The organism is Pseudomonas sp. THAF187a, from assembly GCF_009363395.1.
Taxonomy (GTDB): Bacteria; Pseudomonadota; Gammaproteobacteria; order Pseudomonadales; family Pseudomonadaceae; genus Aquipseudomonas; species Aquipseudomonas khazarica.
Window position 1 is genome coordinate 3,773,119 of record NZ_CP045349.1, and the last position, 16,501, is coordinate 3,789,619.

The 16,501-nt window shown below is 68.3% G+C and carries 13 protein-coding genes and 1 pseudogene; 13 read left to right on the plus strand and 1 reads right to left on the minus strand.

Features of this window, described 5'->3' with window-relative positions; all coding sequences use genetic code 11:
* The first annotated feature begins 202 nt into the window (after window positions 1-202).
* The 12 genes and pseudogenes from purU to FIV02_RS17565 all read left to right on the plus strand — a co-directional run bounded on the left by purU (window position 203) and on the right by FIV02_RS17565 (window position 14,225).
* Entirely contained in the window at window positions 203-1,069 is an 867-nt protein-coding gene (gene purU, locus FIV02_RS17515; protein ID WP_037049161.1) for a formyltetrahydrofolate deformylase, read from the plus strand.
* Window positions 1,066-1,941, plus strand: a complete 876-nt coding sequence (gene folD / locus FIV02_RS17520; RefSeq protein ID WP_037049163.1) for a bifunctional methylenetetrahydrofolate dehydrogenase/methenyltetrahydrofolate cyclohydrolase FolD — start codon at window positions 1,066-1,068, stop codon at window positions 1,939-1,941. The genes purU and folD overlap by 4 nt, the downstream gene beginning before the upstream one ends.
* 5 nt (window positions 1,942-1,946) lie before the next feature.
* Complete coding sequence (locus FIV02_RS17525; RefSeq protein ID WP_134677112.1) at window positions 1,947-3,188, plus strand: FAD-dependent oxidoreductase; 1,242 nt, start codon at window positions 1,947-1,949, stop codon at window positions 3,186-3,188.
* Window positions 3,189-3,328: 140 nt separating this feature from the next.
* Window positions 3,329-3,640, plus strand: a complete 312-nt coding sequence (locus FIV02_RS17530; RefSeq protein ID WP_152489348.1) for a sarcosine oxidase subunit delta — start codon at window positions 3,329-3,331, stop codon at window positions 3,638-3,640.
* On the plus strand, window positions 3,637-6,549 hold the full coding sequence (locus tag FIV02_RS17535; RefSeq protein WP_152489349.1) for a 2Fe-2S iron-sulfur cluster-binding protein: 2,913 nt from the start codon (window positions 3,637-3,639) through the stop codon (window positions 6,547-6,549). Before FIV02_RS17530 ends, FIV02_RS17535 begins: the two co-directional genes overlap by 4 nt.
* A gap of 2 nt (window positions 6,550-6,551) precedes the next feature.
* Window positions 6,552-7,235, plus strand: coding sequence for a sarcosine oxidase subunit gamma (locus tag FIV02_RS17540; protein WP_256662988.1), 684 nt, complete (start codon window positions 6,552-6,554; stop codon window positions 7,233-7,235).
* Between the two features lie 76 nt (window positions 7,236-7,311).
* Entirely contained in the window at window positions 7,312-8,091 is a 780-nt protein-coding gene (locus FIV02_RS17545) for an IclR family transcriptional regulator (protein WP_037049171.1), read from the plus strand.
* Between the two features lie 282 nt (window positions 8,092-8,373).
* A pseudogene (locus FIV02_RS25365) lies at window positions 8,374-9,411 on the plus strand (methyl-accepting chemotaxis protein); the annotation flags it as partial.
* Between the two features lie 198 nt (window positions 9,412-9,609).
* A complete protein-coding gene (locus FIV02_RS25370; RefSeq protein WP_371923287.1) occupies window positions 9,610-10,317 on the plus strand; it encodes a methyl-accepting chemotaxis protein in 708 nt (235 codons plus the stop codon).
* A gap of 179 nt (window positions 10,318-10,496) precedes the next feature.
* A complete protein-coding gene (locus FIV02_RS17555; protein WP_152489351.1) occupies window positions 10,497-11,909 on the plus strand; it encodes a di-heme oxidoredictase family protein in 1,413 nt (470 codons plus the stop codon).
* 148 nt (window positions 11,910-12,057) lie between these two features.
* Entirely contained in the window at window positions 12,058-13,119 is a 1,062-nt protein-coding gene (locus FIV02_RS17560) for an imelysin family protein (RefSeq protein ID WP_152489352.1), read from the plus strand.
* Between the two features lie 2 nt (window positions 13,120-13,121).
* Window positions 13,122-14,225 (plus strand): DUF1513 domain-containing protein, encoded by a 1,104-nt coding sequence (locus FIV02_RS17565; RefSeq protein WP_152489353.1) that lies wholly within the window; start codon window positions 13,122-13,124, stop codon window positions 14,223-14,225.
* 35 nt (window positions 14,226-14,260) lie between these two features.
* Here FIV02_RS17565 and FIV02_RS17570 read toward each other — a convergent pair whose 3' ends face one another.
* The gene (locus tag FIV02_RS17570) at window positions 14,261-15,286 is read right to left on the minus strand and encodes a LacI family DNA-binding transcriptional regulator (RefSeq protein ID WP_150606025.1); all 1,026 of its coding nucleotides are present in this window, start codon (window positions 15,284-15,286) and stop codon (window positions 14,261-14,263) included.
* A 355-nt stretch (window positions 15,287-15,641) separates the two neighbouring features.
* Between FIV02_RS17570 and FIV02_RS17575 the strand changes: the two genes are divergently transcribed.
* On the plus strand, window positions 15,642-16,469 hold the full coding sequence (locus tag FIV02_RS17575) for an NAD(P)-dependent oxidoreductase (RefSeq protein ID WP_152489354.1): 828 nt from the start codon (window positions 15,642-15,644) through the stop codon (window positions 16,467-16,469).
* Window positions 16,470-16,501 lie beyond the last annotated feature (32 nt).

Genomic DNA, 16,501 nt, shown 5'->3' on the forward strand with positions numbered 1-16,501 from the left:
CCTTCACGGCTGAATGCCTCCTGTCGCAATGTTTCCCCTGGGGATAAAAAAATTCCCAAGAGGCATGGACAGCGCACGTTCATTCACTTATAAAAATCACCAGCACGAAAAATAGATTCGTCACAGTAAATTTTATTCATAGACGAACAGCGCTTTCACTCATGAAGATTTTCCTGCCGCCGCCCCCAGCAGAGGATTCGCCATGCAGCCCGCCAAGCACCCGTACGTGATCAAGATCAGTTGCCCGGCCACGTCCGGCATCGTCGCCGCCGTGACTTCCTACCTCGCCGACCATGGTTGCTACATCAGCGAGATGGCGCAGTTCGACGACGAGATCAGCGGCGCGTTCTTCATGCGTGCGGTGTTTCGTTTCAACAGTGATTTCGCCGGCGATATCCGGCAGATCCACGACGGTTTCGTCGATGTCGCCGAACGCTTCGAGATGACCTGGGAGCTGCACGACAGCACCGAGCCGATGCGCGTGCTGCTGATGGTCAGCAAGTACGACCACTGCCTGGCCGACCTGCTCTATCGCCACCAGAAGGGCGAGCTGCAGATGAAGATCACCGCCATCGTCTCCAACCACCTCGACCTGCGGCCGATGGCCGAGCGCGAAGGCATCCGCTTCATCTACCTGCCGGTGACCCGCGAGACCAAGGCCCAGCAGGAGGCCGAGCTGCTGAGGATCGTCGAGGAGACCCAGACCGAACTGGTGGTGCTGGCGCGCTACATGCAGATCCTCTCCGATGACCTGTGCCAGCAGCTGTCCGGCCGCGCCATCAACATCCACCACTCGTTCCTGCCCGGTTTCAAGGGGGCCAAGCCCTACCACCAGGCCTTCGACCGTGGCGTGAAGCTGATCGGCGCCACCGCGCACTACGTCACCTCGGACCTCGATGAAGGCCCGATCATCGAGCAGGAAGTGCAGCGCGTGGACCACAACTACACCCCCGATGCCCTGGTGGCGGTGGGCCGCGATACCGAGACGGTGGCGCTGTCCAAGGCGGTCAAGTACCACCTCGAACACCGCGTGTTCCTCAACCACGACAAGACGGTGATCTTCCGATGAGCGCACGACTGATCGACGGCAAGGCGACCGCCGCCCGCGTGCTCGCCGAAGTCGCCGGCGACGTGGCCGCGCTCAAGGCGCGCGGCATCGAGCCGGCGCTGGCGGTGGTGCTGGTCGGCAGTGACCCGGCCAGCCAGGTCTACGTGCGCAACAAGGTGCTACGCGCCGGTGAGGTGGGCATCCGCTCGCTGGAATACCGCCTGGGCGCCGAAGCCAGCGCAGCGGAGGTGCTGGAGGTGGTCGAAGGGCTCAATGCCGATGCCTCGGTGCACGGCATCCTGGTGCAGCTGCCGCTGCCGGCGCACATCAGCGAGACACAGGTGCTGCAGGCCATCGACCCGGCCAAGGATGTCGATGGCTTTCACAGCGAGAACGTCGGCGGCCTCAGCCAGGGGCGCCCGGTGCTCACGCCCTGCACACCAGCGGGTTGCATGCGCCTGCTGCGCGACACCCTGGGCGACCTGGCCGGCAAGCACGCCGTGGTGGTCGGGCGCTCGAACATCGTCGGCAAGCCGATGGCGGCGCTGCTGCTGGCCGCCGACTGCAGCGTCACCGTGCTGCACTCGCGCAGCGTCAAGCCGCAACGCCTCTGCGGTCAGGCCGACATCGTGGTCGCCGCCGTCGGCCGCCCGCGCATGATCGACGCCGACTGGATCAAGCCGGGCGCGGTGGTGATCGACGTCGGCATCAACCGCATCGAGGACGACGGCCGCTCGCGCCTGGTCGGCGACGTCGACTTCGACGCCGTGCAGCCGGTGGCCTCGGCCATCACCCCGGTGCCCGGCGGAGTCGGCCCGATGACCATCGCCATGCTGATGCACAACACCGTCACCGCTGCCCGCCAGCAACATGCGCCGAGCGCCCAGGAGTAACCGCCATGCCCCTTGCCCTGCTCAAGTACGGCCTGTCCTCGGAGTACCCCGTGGAGGTCGACCTGCCTGCGCCAAAGGACCTCAAGCCGGCCTATGACGTGGTCATCATCGGCGGTGGCGGCCATGGACTGGCCACCGCCTACTACCTGGCCAAGTACCACGGCGTGACCAACGTCGCGGTGCTGGAGAAGTCCTACCTGGGGAGCGGCAACACCGCGCGCAACACGGCGGTGATCCGCTCCAACTACCTGACCAGCGAGGGCGTGCGCTTCTACGCCGAGTCGGTGCGGATGTTCAAGGCGCTGTCCAACGAGTTCGACTTCAACATCATGTATTCCGAGCGCGGCCAGCTCACCCTGGCCCACACCGACGCCACGGTACGCGCCTTCCGCCAGCGCGCCGAAGTGAACAAGCACTTCGGTGGCCGCACCGAGATGATCGACCGTCAGCAGATCCGCGAGCTGGTGCCGATGCTCAACCTCGACCCCGGCCACCTCCCCGTGCTCGCCGGGCTCTGGCACATCGACGGCGCCACGGCGCGCCACGATGCCGTGGCCTGGGGCTACGCCAAGCAGGCGGCCAAGCGCGGCGTGGAGATCCACCAGCTCACCGAGGTGCAGGACTTCATCGTCGAGAACGGCAAGGTCACCACCCTGCGCACCAATCGCGGCGACGTGCGCTGCGGCTGCGTGGTGCAGGCGGTGGCCGGTGCCAGCTCGCTGCTGATGAACAAGCTGGGGATCAGGGCGCCGATCCACACCTACCCGCTGCAGGCCATGGTCACCCAGCCGTTCAAGCCGTTCCTCGACCCGCTGGTGAGCTCCAGCGCGCTGCACTGCTACGTGCAGCAGACCAGCCGTGGCGAGATCGTCTTCGGCGGCGGCTCCGACCCGTACCCGCTGTACAACACGCGCTCGACCCTGGACCTGAAGGAAAGCCTGCTGGCCCATGCCATCGAGATGTTCCCCTTCATGGCCGGCGCCAAGCTGATGCGCCAGTGGACCGGCAGCACCGACATGACCCCGGACTACAGCCCGATCATGGGTCGCTCGCCGCTGGACAACTACTACCTGGACGCCGGCTGGGGCACCTGGGGCTTCAAGGCCACGCCGATCTGCGGCTGGACCATGGCCGAGCTGGTCGCCAGCGGCGGCAGGACGCCCGCGCTGATCCAGCCCTTCGCCCTGGAGCGCTTCGCCAGCTTCCGCCAGGTCAACGAGATGGGCGCCACGGCGGCGAGCCACTGAAGACACGCACGACATGTGCCGCAGGAGCCCGCTTGCGGGCGACCCATTCGGCAGACCGTGATGATCGCCGGCAAGGCCAGGCGCCCCCCGCGGTTCCTCCAACGATCAGCTCAACCTTGCTCGCCAAGGAGTCACGCGCAATGAAGATCATGCCCTGCCCGCTCAACGGGCCCCGCAACATCAACGAATTCACCTACGGCGGCGAACTCAGGCACATGCCCGATCCAGGCACCTGCTCGGACGCCGAATGGGCCGACTACGTGTTCAACTGCGACAACCGCGCCGGGGTCGTCACCGAGTGGTGGCTGCACAACGCCTCCAGCTACTGGTTCCTCGCCGAGCGCCACACCGTCAGCGACGAGATCCTGCGCACCTTCGACCCGAAGGAGCTGTTCGACCAGCGCGTCGACTTCACCCTCCCCGCCAAGCAGCCTGAAGAGGTGAGCGCATGAGCGCCGACGTCCGCCTGCCGGCCCCGCTGGGCCTGCTGATCGACCGCAACCAGCCACTCAGCTTCGACTTCGAGGGCCGCACCTACCAGGGCCTGGCTGGCGACAGCATCGCCAGCGCGCTGCTGGCCAACCGGCGCTGGCTGCTGTCGCGTTCGTTCAAGTACCACCGCCCACGCGGCCCGCTGTCGATGGCCGGGCAGGACGCCAATACCCTGGTGCAGCTGCCGGACGAACCCAATGTGCTGGCCGACCTGCAGCCGCTGGCCGCCGACCTCCAGGTCAGCGCGCAGAACTACAGCGGCAGCCTGGACAGGGACCGCGACGCCCTGCTCGGGCATTTCTCCAGGTTCATGCCGGTGGGTTTCTACTACCGCGCCTTCTACAAGCCGAAAGGCATGTGGAAGGTCTGGGAGCCACTGGTGCGCAAGAAAGCCGGCCTCGGCGTGCTGAACCTGGCGTTGCAGCCGCAGTACCACGACAAGGCCTTCCTGTTCACCGACCTCGCGGTGATCGGCGCCGGCCCTGCCGGCCTGAGCGCCGCGCTGACCGCTGCCAATGCCGGCGCCAAGGTACTGCTGATCGAGCAGCACAGCTACCTCGGCGGCGCACTGGCCTGGGCCCGTTTCGACGTCGAGGGCAAGCGCGCGGGCGAGCTGCGCAGCGAACTGCTGGCCGCCGTCGAGGGCCACGCCAATATCCGCGTGCTCAGGCAGGCCACCTGCAACGCCTGGTTCACCGACCACTACCTGCCGGTGATCCAGGGCAATCGCCTGTACAAGGTGCGCGCCCGCCAGTGCATCGTCGCCGCCGGCGCGTTCGAGCAGCCGGTGGTGTTCCGCAACAACGACCTGCCCGGGGTGATGCTGACCAGCGCCGCCCAGCGCCTGATCCGCCTCTATGCGGTCAAGCCGGGCACCCGTGCCGTGCTGCTGACCGGCAACGACGACGGCTACCTGGCCGCCCTCGACCTGCTCGATGCCGGGGTCGAGGTCGCCGCTCTGGTGGACCTGCGCGAGCGCGCCAGCGACGGCAGCCTGGTCACCGCCCTGCAGACCCGGGGCGTTGCCTGCCATGTCGGCAGCACCGTGTACGAGGCACTCGGCGACAACCACCTGAACGCCGTCGACGTGCGCCGCATCACCGCCCAGGGCGAGGTCGCGAGCAGCGGCCTGCGCATCGACTGCGACCTGCTGTGCATGTCCGCCGGTTACATGCCGGCATACCAGTTGCCGTGCCAGGCCGGCGGCAAGCTGGCCTACGACGACGCCAGCGCCGCCTTCAGTCTGTCCGGCCTGCCTGCCGGGCTGCAGGTGGTCGGCTCGGTGAACGGGCGCAATGCCCTCGACACGCTGCTGGCCGACGCCGGTAATGGCGCCCTGCGTGCCCTGCAGGCGCTGGGCCTGGACAGCGGCCAGCCCCTGCGCGAGCTGGCGGGCGAGGCGCGGGTCAACTTCCCCTGGCCGATTTTCCCCCACCCCAAGGGCAAGGAGTTCGTCGACTTCGACGAAGACCTGCAGGTGCGCGATATCGTCAACGCCACCCGCCACGGCTACCGCGACGTGCAACTGGTCAAGCGCTTCTCCACCGTCGGCATGGGCCCTTCGCAGGGGCGCCACTCGGCGCTGCCCACCGCGCGCCTGGTGGCCCAGGCCACCGGGCGCAGCGTCAGTGAAACCGGGGTGACCACGGCGCGCCCGCCGTTCTGCCCGGAAACCCTGGCACAGGTCGCCGGACGTGGCTTCGACCCGTATCGGCAGACCGCCATGCACGCCCGCCACCTGGAGCTGGGGGCGAAGATGATGCCCGCCGGCATCTGGCAGCGCCCGGCCTACTACGGCGCGCCCGAGCAACGCGAGGCCTGCATGCAGGCCGAGGCGCGCCACGTGCGCGAGAAGGTCGGGCTGATCGACGTGTCCACCCTCGGCGGCCTGGACGTGCGTGGCCCGGACGCCGCCGAACTGCTCAACCGCCTCTACACCTTCGCCTTCGCCAAGCAGCCGGTGGGCCGTTCGCGCTACGCGCTGATGACCAACGAACAGGGCGTGGTGATCGACGATGGCGTCTGCGCGCGCCTCAAAGAGCAGCACTTCTATGTCAGCGCCACCACCAGCGGCGTCGACCGTGTCTACCAGCAGATGCTCAAGTGGAATGCGCAGTGGCGCCTGAACGTCGACATCACCAACGTCAGCGCCGCCCTGGCCGCCGTCAACCTGGCCGGGCCGGAGTCACGCCAGGTGCTGGCCCGGCTGTGCCACGACGTCGACCTGTCCGCCGAGGGTTTTCCCTACCTGGCAGTGCGCCAGGGCAGCCTGCTCACCCTCTGCGGCACACGTATTCCGGTGCGCCTGCTACGGGTGGGTTTCGTCGGCGAACTGGGGTACGAGATCCACGCACCGGCGCGCTACGGCGAGGCGTTGTGGGACGCGCTGATGGAGGCCGGCAAGGCGCATGACATTCGTCCGTTCGGGGTCGAGACCCAGCGCCTGCTGCGCCTGGAAAAGGGCCACGTGATCATCGGCCAGGACACCGACGGCATGACCAGCCCGGCCGAGATCGACATGCACTGGGCCATCGCCCGCAGCAAGCCGTTCTTCGTCGGCAAGCGCGCCGTGGAGATCCTCGAGGCGCAGGCGCCGATCCGCAAACTGGTCGGTTTCACCCTGCCCCGGGGCAGCAGCCAGCCGCTGGAAGGCCATCTGGTGCTCAAGGGCGCGGATATCAGCGGCAACGTCACCTCCTGCGAATACTCGCAGACCCTCGGCCAGATCATCGGCCTGGCCTACTGCGCCCCCGAGCAGGCCACACCCGGCCAGCTGTTGCCGATCCGCGTCGAAGGCGGCGAGATGGTCCAGGCCACGGTGGTGCAGCTGCCCTTCTACGACCCCGAAAACCAACGCCAGGAGCTGTGAGCATGAGCATGAGCATCGGAGCCGAACACTTCAGCGAGCGCAGCCCGCTGTACCGGTTGCACGCCGAGGCCCGCCTGGGCCGGATTGGCGACAGCTGCATCGCCACCGCGCATGGCGACCAGGACGAGCGCGCCAGCGCCGCCCGCTGCGCGCTGCTGGACCTGAGCAATCTGCCACGGGTCGGGTTTCGCGGCGTCGCCAGCGCGGCCTGCCTGCAGGCGCAGGGCTTCGTCCTGCCGGGCGCGCCCAACCAGGCGCTCGCCCAGGCCGACGGGAGTGCCGTGCTGCGCTTGTCGCAGAACGAATACCTGCTGCTGGGCAGCCTGCTCGACGCCGGCGCGCGCGTACGTCAGCAGGAGCAGGACTGGCAGTTCGACGGCAGCCCCAACTATCTGCTGCCGCGCCAGGACAGCCATGCCTGGTTGCTGCTGAGCGGGCGCCACGGCAGCGAGGTGATGGCCAAGCTGTGCGGCGTCGACCTGCGCGCCGAGGCCTTCCCGCCCGGCAGCGTGGCGCAGACCTCGGCGGCACGGGTCAACGTCATCGTCGCCAACCTGCCCCAGGGCGAACTGCCTGGCCTGCACATTCTCTGCGACCGCGCCTCGGCGCATTACTTCTGGGGCGCGCTGCTCGATGCCATGCAGGAATTCGATGGACACCCCGTGGGCATCGACGCCCTGCCCTGACACCACGTGATCCACCCTGCGCGGCCACGACCGAGCGCAGGGTGGATGGCGCTTCATCCTCCAGGAGGCCAACGCCATGGGCATCCACGAAGACGAGCTGGACTACCGCGTGCCGGCGCTGCAACGCGGCCTGAGCATCCTGCAGATGTTCAACGCCGAGGTGCGCAGCCTGAGCAGCAACGCCATCGCCGAGCGCCTGGGCGTCAGCGTCTCGGCCATCTACCGCATCCTCATCACGCTCACCGACATGGGCTACCTGCGCAAGCTCGGCAAGAACAGCTACGAGCTGGGCCCGCAGGTGCTCTGCGACGGCTTCGCCTACCTGGCCAGCCGCGACCTGGTGGACATCGCCATGCCGCACCTCAATGCGCTGCGCGATCGCACCTCGCTGTCCTGCCACCTGTCCATCCGCGAGCACACCGACAGTCTCTACGTCGGCCGCGCCTTCGCCGCCCAGCGGCTGTCGGTGAATATCCCCATCGGCACCCGCATCCCCTGCCACTGCACGGCCATGGGGCGCATGCTGCTGTGTGCGCTGACGCCCATGGAGCTGGACAAGCTCTACCAGCACGTGCGCCTCGACGACTATCCGCCGCCTGCGCCGAAGACCCTGCCCGAGCTGCAGCAGCTGATCGAGCGTGACCGCGAGCGTGGCTGGGTCATGCACCGCTCCGACTACTCCACCGCCATCGCCTGCGCCGTGCGCAACCACCGGGGCGAGGTGGTCGCGGCGATCAACCTGTCCGGCCCGGAGGCGGTGATGGACAGCCCGGTGGCGCGCGAACGCTACCGCGAGAGCCTGCAGCAGTGCGCCGACGAGATCGCCGCCGAACTGGGGGCCTCGCCCCGGCGCTGACCCCGGCGTTCAGGCAGCCGCCTGCAACGCCGCGCGGCCCCGTCTCGCGCAACTGACATCAAATTGTCATCACCCTTTCGCCTGCTATTCTGCCTTGTGAACAGGGCAGCGCTGCTTTCCTGGCAGGAACACGCAGCAAGCCGCATGGACGCCGGGGCACGCCATACCCTGCCGGCGTCCCTCGGCGGCAACGACCCGTTCGCCACAGCCGATCCATCAGGCCAGTTCGAGGTTGTCAGCCGCCACACAGCACAGGGAATCGTCATGAAAACTGTCACTCGCATGCTTCTTGACCTTAGTGTTCGTAAAAAACTGCTCGGCGGCTTCGGCCTGATCCTGTTCATCACCCTGGCCACGGCCTGGATCGGCAACACCAGCCTGGACAGCACCCTCGATCGCATCGACAGCCTGCTGGGCGTCAGCGAGATCGACGCCAACCTGATGCGCGCGCGCCAGCAGGAAAAGAACTACCTGCTGCGCGACGATCAAACCGCCATGCAGCAGGCCCTGAGCCTGTCGCAGCAGATACAGGAGCAGGCCGCCGCGAAGGAAGCGGAGCTGGCGCGCCCTGAGAACAAGGCGCTGATGCGCCAGATCCAGGAAGACGCCAGCGGCTACCGCGACGAGCTGGCGCAGTTGCAGGCCGCCGGCAAGGCCAGCAGCGAGGCGCAGCAAGCCATGGAAGAGTCTGCCCGTGCAGCGCTCAAGCGCTTCACCGACCTGGAGGCCAAGCTGCGCCAGCTGGCCGTCGAACAGATCCGCCTGAGCGGCGCGCAGAGCAGCATCGACACCCTGGACCGCGCCAACCAGGCCAGCCAACTGGCACGCGAGCTGCTGGAAGCGCGGCGCCGCGAGAAGGACTTCCTGCTGCGCCGCGACGACCAGTACGCGCAGCTCCTCGATGGCCACTTCCAGTCGCTCGACGACAAGAGCCGGCAACTGCTCAATACGCTGCAGGACGACGCCGCGCGCGCCGAGATGGAAGCTGCGTTGCAGCAACTGGCTGCCTACCGCAGCCACTTCGCCCAGTTGAAGAACAACCTGGGCGAGCTGGACCAGAGCGAAGAAGACATGACCTCCCGCGCGCGCGAGGTCACGGCCGCGTCGAGCCAGTCGCTCAAGCTGCAGCGCGAGCTGCTGGCGAGCGACTCCAGCCACGCCAAGCAGACCCTGCTGATCGCCGCCGCGATCGCCTTCGTGCTCGGCGTGCTCTGTGCACTGTTCATCACCCAGGCCATCGTCACCCCGCTGCAGCGCGTGGTCGGCATCGCCCGGCAGGTCGCCGGCGGCGACCTGACCACCAACATCGAGAGCGACCGCCGCGACGAACTGGGCCAGCTGATGCAGGCCATGCAGGCCATGACCCTGAGCCTGCGGGACCTGATCGGCCAGCTCGGCGCGGGCATCACCCAGCTCGCCACGGCGGCGGAAGAGCTCTCGGCGGTGACCGAGCAGACCAGCGCCGGCGTCACCCAGCAGCGCATGGAGACCGACCAGGTCGCCACCGCCATGAACCAGATGGCGGCCACCGTGCAGGATGTCGCGCACAATGCCGAGAACGCCGCCAGCTCGGCCAGCGACGCGGAAGACCAGACCCGCGAGGGCGACAAGGTGGTGCAGCAGGCCATCACCCGCATCGAACAGCTGGCCAGCACCGTGGAAGCCTCCGCCGAGGCCATCGGCCGGCTCAAGGGCGACAGCGCCAACATCGGCACGGTGCTGGACGTGATCAAGAGCATCGCCGAGCAGACCAACCTGCTGGCACTCAACGCCGCCATCGAGGCCGCGCGCGCTGGCGAAGCCGGCCGTGGCTTCGCCGTGGTCGCCGACGAGGTGCGCGCCCTGGCGCGCCGCACGCAGGAGTCCACCCAGCAGATCGAACAGCTGGTCGCCGCGCTGCAGAACGGCGCCGAGAGCGCAGTGAGCGTCATGGCGCAGAGCCGCAGCATGGCTGGCGAGACCGTGGAGGCGGCGCGCCACGCCGGTACCGCCCTGACGCGGATCGACGAAGCGGTGTCGCGCATCCAGCAGATGAACCAGCAGATCGCCACGGCCTCCGAGGAGCAGAGTTCGGTCGCCGAGGAGATCAACCGGAGCATCGCCAATATCCGCGATATCGCCGAGCAATCGGCCGCCGCGACCGAGGAGACCTCCACCGCCAGCGTCGACCTGGCGCGCCTGGGCAGCGACCTGCAGCAACAGATCAATCGCTTCCGGGTCAGCTGAGCCCGCCAGGCACGGCGTTGGCGTCCTGCCCGCTTGCGCGCCACTCGCGCTGCAACGGGCACATGCCGCTGACGCGCGACCTTTTGCCCCGGCAGATAACGCTAATTGATCTTATTTAAATTCCGTTAGCCTGCTAATCTTGGCGCCCCGTTCCCCTGCCCGCCCGGATAGCTCTCCCGATGTCGCCGCTCCAGCGCTGTTTGCTGCCTCTTCTGGTCCTGCCCCTGATCGCTTGCGAACAGCACGCGAACTTCACCGCAGCGGAGCCCGGTGAAGCGCTGTCCGCCGGTGCGGCCACCGTGCGCAAGTTCGACCACAACGCCTTCTCCCTGCCATCGGCGAACCTGGCGCCGAGCCGGCGCCTGGACTTCTCGGTGGGCAACAGCTTCTTCCGCAACCCCTGGGTCACGGCCCCCGCCACCACCACCGCGCGTGACGGCCTGGGCCCGCTGTTCAACACCAACGCCTGCCAGAACTGCCACATCAAGGACGGCCGCGGCCATCCCCCGGCGGCGGATGCGCTGAGCGCCGCGTCGATGCTGGTGCGCCTGTCCCTGCCGGCGCGCCCGGAGGATGCCGAGCGCCTGCTACAACAGGGGGTGATCGCCGAGCCGACCTATGGCACCCAGCTGCAGGACATGGCCAACCCTGGGGTGGCGCCCGAGGGCAAGGTGCGCGTCAGTTACAGCAGCGTGCCGGTGAGTTTCGCCGACGGCACCGAGGTGGAACTGCGCAAGCCGCGCCTGGAAATCAGCCAGCTGGGCTACGGTGCCATGCACCCGGATACCCTGTTCTCGGTGCGCATCGCCCCGCCGATGATCGGCCTGGGCCTGCTCGAAGCCATCGCCGAAGCCGACATCCTCGCCGCCGCCGACCCGGACGACGCCGATGGCGATGGCATCTCCGGACGCGCCAACCGCGTCTGGGATCGCCAGCAGCAGCGCAGCGCACTGGGCCGTTTCGGCTGGAAGGCCGGCCAGCCCAGCCTCAACCAGCAGAACGCGGATGCCTTCGCCAACGACATGGGCCTGACCAGTTCGCTGATCCCCCACGACAACTGCACCTCCGCGCAAGCCGACTGCCTCGCCGCAGCGCACGGCGGTGAGCCGGAGGTCAGCGACACCATCCTCGCCAGCGTCCTGTTCTACAGCCGCAACCTCGGCGTGCCGGCGCGGCGCGATGTCGATGCGCCCGAAGTGCTCAAGGGCAAGAGCCTGTTCCACCAGGCCGGCTGCCAGAAATGCCATACCCCGAGCTTCACCACCTCGGCCGAAGCCGCCGAGCCGGAGCTGGCCAACCAGGTGATCCGCCCCTATACCGACCTGCTGCTGCACGACATGGGCGAAGGCCTGGCCGATGGCCGCGAGGAATTTCTCGCCAGCGGTCGCGAGTGGCGTACCCCGCCGCTGTGGGGCATCGGCCTGACCGAGGCGGTCAACGGCCATACCCAGTTCCTGCATGACGGACGCGCGCGCAACCTGCTGGAGGCGATTCTCTGGCATGGCGGCGAGGCCGAGGTGGCCCGGCAGCGCGTGCTGCAGTTCGACAGCGATGAGCGGGCCGCGCTGCTCGCCTTCCTCAACTCCCTCTAGGAGGACGCCGCCAACATGCCTGCATTCGACCACACGGCCTTGAAATTGCCCCCGGACTGCGTGTTCGGCGCAGTAAACTGCGCATCCTCAAACCGCTTCGTCCCGTCTTCGCTCGTCGATCGTGTGAACACCCTCTAAGGAGCCTGCGATGTTGCCCAAAACCCTGATCGCCTCCCTGCTCGGCCTGGCCCTGGTCGGCTGCGGCCAGCAGGACCCCAAAGCCAAGGTCAGCGCCGCGCTGGCCGACGGCGTACTGCTGCCGGCCTACACCAGCTGGCAGGAAGCCGATCGCCAGCTGGCCACCAGCTCCGCCGCATTCTGCGCCGGCAGTGCCGACCTGACGGCCGCCCGCCAGGCCTTTCTCGGCGCGCAGAGCGCCTGGGCCGGCCTGCAGCCGCTGCTGATCGGCCCGCTGGCCGAAGGCAACCGCGCCTGGCAGATCCAGTTCTGGCCGGACAAGAAGAACCTGGTGCAGCGGCAGGTCGAAGCCCTGCTGAAGAACAAGCCGCAGCTGACCCCGGACGACCTGGCGAACGCCAGCGTGGTGGTACAGGGCCTGACCGCCTACGAGTACATCCTCTTCGACCCCGAGCTGGACCTGTCCCAGCCCGAGCAGAAAACCCGCTACTGCGCGCTGCTGCAGGCGATCGGCGTGCACCAGCAGGAGCTGGCCGGCAACATCGTCGGCGAGTGGCAGGGCAAGTCGGGCATGGCCGAGCAGCTGAAGACCTTCCCCAACGACCGCTACGCCGATGCCAACGAGGCCATCGCCGAACTGCTGCGCGTGCAGATCAGCGGCATCGACGGCCTGAAGAAGAAGCTCGGCGCCCCGCTCGGCCGCCAGACCAAGGGCATCCCCCAGCCGTACCAGGCCGAGGCCTGGCGCAGCACCGCCAGCCTGGCCAACCTCGGCGCGGCGCTGGCCAGCGCCGAACTGCTGTGGCATGGCGGCAATCGCGACGGCATCCAGGCGCTGCTCGGCGCTGACCAGGCCGAGCTGGCCCAACGTATCGACGCGGCCTACCAGGAGACCCGTCAGCGCCTCGCCGCGCTGGAGCGCCCGCTGGGTGAACTGCTCGCCGACGAGGCCGGCCGCGCCAGCCTGAACGAGCTGTACGACAGTCTCAACCGCCTGCACCGCCTGCAGGAAAGCGACCTGGCCAAGGCCCTGGGCGTGCAGATCGGCTTCAACGCCCACGACGGAGACTGAGCATGCAACGCAGAACCTTCCTCGGCCTGGGCGCCGTCGCGGCGAGCCTGGCCGCCGCTGGCGCCTTCGGCAGCTGGACCCTGTTCGGCCCGTCCGGCCAGCCTCTGCTGCTGTCGGCCCGCGACGATGCCGACGGCAAGCACTATGCCGTGGGCTATCACCTCGATGGGCAGCAGGCCTTCGCCACCGCCGTGACCGAGCGCTGCCACGACGTGGTGCCGCACCCGAGCCTGCCGCTGGCGCTGTTCGTCGGCCGCCGGCCGAGCACCGAGAGCTACCTGATCGACACCCGCGACGGCCGTCTGCTGCAGACCCTGGTCGCTGCCGAAGGCCGCCACTACAACGGCCACGCGGTGTTTCACCAGGACGGCGACTGGCTCTACGCCACCGAGAACGACACCACGGAGCCAGGGCGCGGCGTGCTGGGCGTCTATCGCCTGAACGGCGAACGCCTCGAGCGCAGCGGCGAACACAGCACCCACGGCGTGGGCCCTCACCAGCTGCTGTGGATGCCCGACGGCGAGACCCTGGTGGTCGCCAACGGCGGCATCCGCACCGAGGCGGAAAGCCGCGTGGAGATGAACCTCGACGCCATGGACTCCAGCCTGGTGCTGATGCGCCGCGATGGCAGCCTGGTCAGCCAGGAGAAGCTGGCCGACCAGCAGAACAGCGTCCGTCACCTCGCCGTGGCCCGCGACGGCACCGTGGTCAGCGGCCAGCAGTACATGGGCGACCTGCATGACGCCGTGCCGCTGCTCGCCATCAAGCGTCCCGGCCAGGCCTTCCAGGCGTTCCCGCTGGGCGAGGCGCAACGGGCGATGATGACCCAGTACACCGCCAGCCTGGCGATCCATGACGACCTGCGCCTGCTGGCGATGACCGCACCGCGCGGCAATCGCTTCTTCGTCTGGGACCTGGACAGCGCCGAGGTGCGCCTGGACGTGCCGCTGCCGGACTGTGCCGGGGTGGGCGCCGTCACCGACGGTTTCGTCGTGACCTCGGGCCAGGGCCGCTGCCGCCTGTACGACTGCCGCGGCGAGCGCATCGTGGCCAAGGCCCTGGACCTGCCGGCCGGGCTCTGGGACAACCACCTGCGCCTGGGCTAGGCGCTGCAGCAAGCGGTCGGCAATGCGCAGCAGGCTCAGGCACTGCTGCGCTCGATGAGTTCGAAGCCCACGTCCAGGCGCAGCGGCTGGCGTCCGCTGGCCGGCTCGGCAATGCGCGCCAGCAGGGCCTCGGCGATGGCACGGCCGATGCGCGCCCCGTCCACCCGCACCGTGGACAGGGGCGGATGGGTGTGCGCCGCACTGGACAGGTCGCCAAAGCCCATCACCGCCAGGTCCTCGGGCACGCGCAAGCCACGGCTGGCCGCCTCGGCCATCACCCCCTGCGCCAGGGTGTCGGAACTGCACACCACCACCTCTCCGGCCGCGCCGGCCTGCAGCAGTCGCGCCAGGCCTTCGCGACCGACCGCCAGGGTCGCCGGCGCCGGCAACAGCTGCGCGCTGACGGGTGCCTCCAGACGTCCCTCCAGGGCCGCCACCAGGCTGCGATAACGGCGCAGGCCGCGCGGGTCGTCGATGCCCACCACCGACACACGGCGGTAGCCCTTGCCGAGCAGGTAGGTCGCCACTGCCTGGCCAACCGCCTCGTGAGAGAAGCCGACCAGCATGTCCAGCGGCCGCTCGCACAGGTCCCATGCCTCGACCAGCGGAATGCCGACCCGCGCCAGGCGCTCGCGGCTGGCCTGGGTGTGCTCGGTGCCGGTCAGGACGATGCCGTCGGGGCGCCGCCCCAGCACCGCCTCGAGCAGCGCCTCCTCCTGCTCCGGGCGGTAGCCGGTCAGCCCCAGCAGGGTCTGGTAGCCCGCCGCCGCCAGGTGGTCGGTCAGTGCCTGCACGGTGTCGGCGAAGATCGAGTTGGCGATGGTCGGCAGGAAGATCGCCACCAGCCGGCTGCGACTGGAGGCCAGCGAGCCCGCCGCCAGGTTGGGCACGTAGCCGGTAGCCCGCACCGCCTCCAGCACCCGCTTGCGCGTGGCATCGGTAACCACCTCCGGCCGCCCCAGGGCGCGCGACACGGTGATCGGCGATACCCCCGCGACCTTGGCCACGTCGATCAGCGTGGGCGCTGTGCTGCTGCGTATCCCGGCAGGTCTCCGGCTCATCTCACGGCTCCATCATGCACGGTTTCACCCCCGGCTCGCGTCATTCCCTCGAGCCGCAGTCATCATACAACTTTAGTCGAACGGCCAGCGCTGGCCGATATCCGCCACGCCATCGTTCGGCACCTAGAACAGGCCTCGCGCCATCGCCTGGAATGCGGAGAACACGGCAGCAATGCAGATGGCATGCGGCTTCATCCGTTCCAGGCCGACTATAGAGGCATACCCGTGCGCAGAGCAAAGCCTGAGGAAAAGCCTCGATTATCACGTTGACAGCGCATCGGGTGCTGCTGATAATCGATCCATGTCATACGACAACGTATGACACCAAAACAACAACAAGAGTCCAGGCCCCAGCATGAGCAGCACGTCCCCAGAGCTACGCCCCTTCGACCGCATTCTCCTGACCGGCGCCGCTGGCGGACTGGGCAAGGTACTGCGTGAACGCCTGCGCCCCTACGCCAACATCCTGCGCCTGTCCGACATCGGCGAGATGGCCCCCGCCGCCGGCCCGCACGAAGAAGTGGTGCACTGCGACCTGGCCGACAAGGCCGAGGTCCATCGCCTGGTCGAAGGCGTGGATGCCATCCTGCATTTCGGCGGTGTCTCGGTCGAACGCCCCTTCGAGGAAATTCTCGGCGCCAACATCTGCGGCGTGTTCCACATCTACGAAGCGGCGCGCCGCCATGGCGTGAAGCGCGTGGTGTTCGCCAGCTCCAACCACGTCATCGGTTTCTACCAGCAGGACGAACGGCTCGACGCCCGCTCGGCGCGGCGCCCGGACGGCTACTACGGCCTCTCCAAGTCCTATGGCGAGGACATGGCCAGCTTCTACTTCGACCGCTACGGCATCGAGACCGTCAGCATCCGCATCGGCTCGTCGTTTCCCGAGCCGGCCAATCGCCGCATGATGAGCACCTGGCTGAGCTATGACGACCTCACCCAGCTGATCGAACGCTGCCTGTACACGGCCAACGTCGGCCATACCGTGGTCTACGGCATGTCGGACAATCGCGACGTCTGGTGGGACAACCACCTGGCCGCCCACCTCGATTTCCAGGCCAGGGACAGCTCCGAAGTGTTCCGCGACAAGGTCGAGGCGCAACCGCTGCCAGCCGCCGACGATCCCGCGCGCATCTACCAGGGCGGCGCCTTCGTGGCCGCCGGCCCGTTCGGCGACGACTGACGCCCGCACGCCCCGCTCCTGCCCCGACAACA

What these genes read in the sequence shown, in the direction of transcription:
- purU (WP_037049161.1), top strand. Translation starts at nt 203, where the DNA reads ATGCAGCCCGCCAAGCACCCGTACGTGATCAAGATCAGTTGCCCGGCC.
- folD (WP_037049163.1), top strand. Translation starts at nt 1,066, where the DNA reads ATGAGCGCACGACTGATCGACGGCAAGGCGACCGCCGCCCGCGTGCTC.
- FIV02_RS17525 (WP_134677112.1), top strand. Translation starts at nt 1,947, where the DNA reads ATGCCCCTTGCCCTGCTCAAGTACGGCCTGTCCTCGGAGTACCCCGTG.
- FIV02_RS17530 (WP_152489348.1), top strand. Translation starts at nt 3,329, where the DNA reads ATGAAGATCATGCCCTGCCCGCTCAACGGGCCCCGCAACATCAACGAA.
- FIV02_RS17535 (WP_152489349.1), top strand. Translation starts at nt 3,637, where the DNA reads ATGAGCGCCGACGTCCGCCTGCCGGCCCCGCTGGGCCTGCTGATCGAC.
- FIV02_RS17540 (WP_256662988.1), top strand. Translation starts at nt 6,552, where the DNA reads ATGAGCATGAGCATCGGAGCCGAACACTTCAGCGAGCGCAGCCCGCTG.
- FIV02_RS17545 (WP_037049171.1), top strand. Translation starts at nt 7,312, where the DNA reads ATGGGCATCCACGAAGACGAGCTGGACTACCGCGTGCCGGCGCTGCAA.
- FIV02_RS25370 (WP_371923287.1), top strand. Translation starts at nt 9,610, where the DNA reads ATGGCGGCCACCGTGCAGGATGTCGCGCACAATGCCGAGAACGCCGCC.
- FIV02_RS17555 (WP_152489351.1), top strand. Translation starts at nt 10,497, where the DNA reads ATGTCGCCGCTCCAGCGCTGTTTGCTGCCTCTTCTGGTCCTGCCCCTG.
- FIV02_RS17560 (WP_152489352.1), top strand. Translation starts at nt 12,058, where the DNA reads ATGTTGCCCAAAACCCTGATCGCCTCCCTGCTCGGCCTGGCCCTGGTC.
- FIV02_RS17565 (WP_152489353.1), top strand. Translation starts at nt 13,122, where the DNA reads ATGCAACGCAGAACCTTCCTCGGCCTGGGCGCCGTCGCGGCGAGCCTG.
- FIV02_RS17570 (WP_150606025.1), bottom strand. Translation starts at nt 15,286, where the DNA reads ATGAGCCGGAGACCTGCCGGGATACGCAGCAGCACAGCGCCCACGCTG.
- FIV02_RS17575 (WP_152489354.1), top strand. Translation starts at nt 15,642, where the DNA reads ATGAGCAGCACGTCCCCAGAGCTACGCCCCTTCGACCGCATTCTCCTG.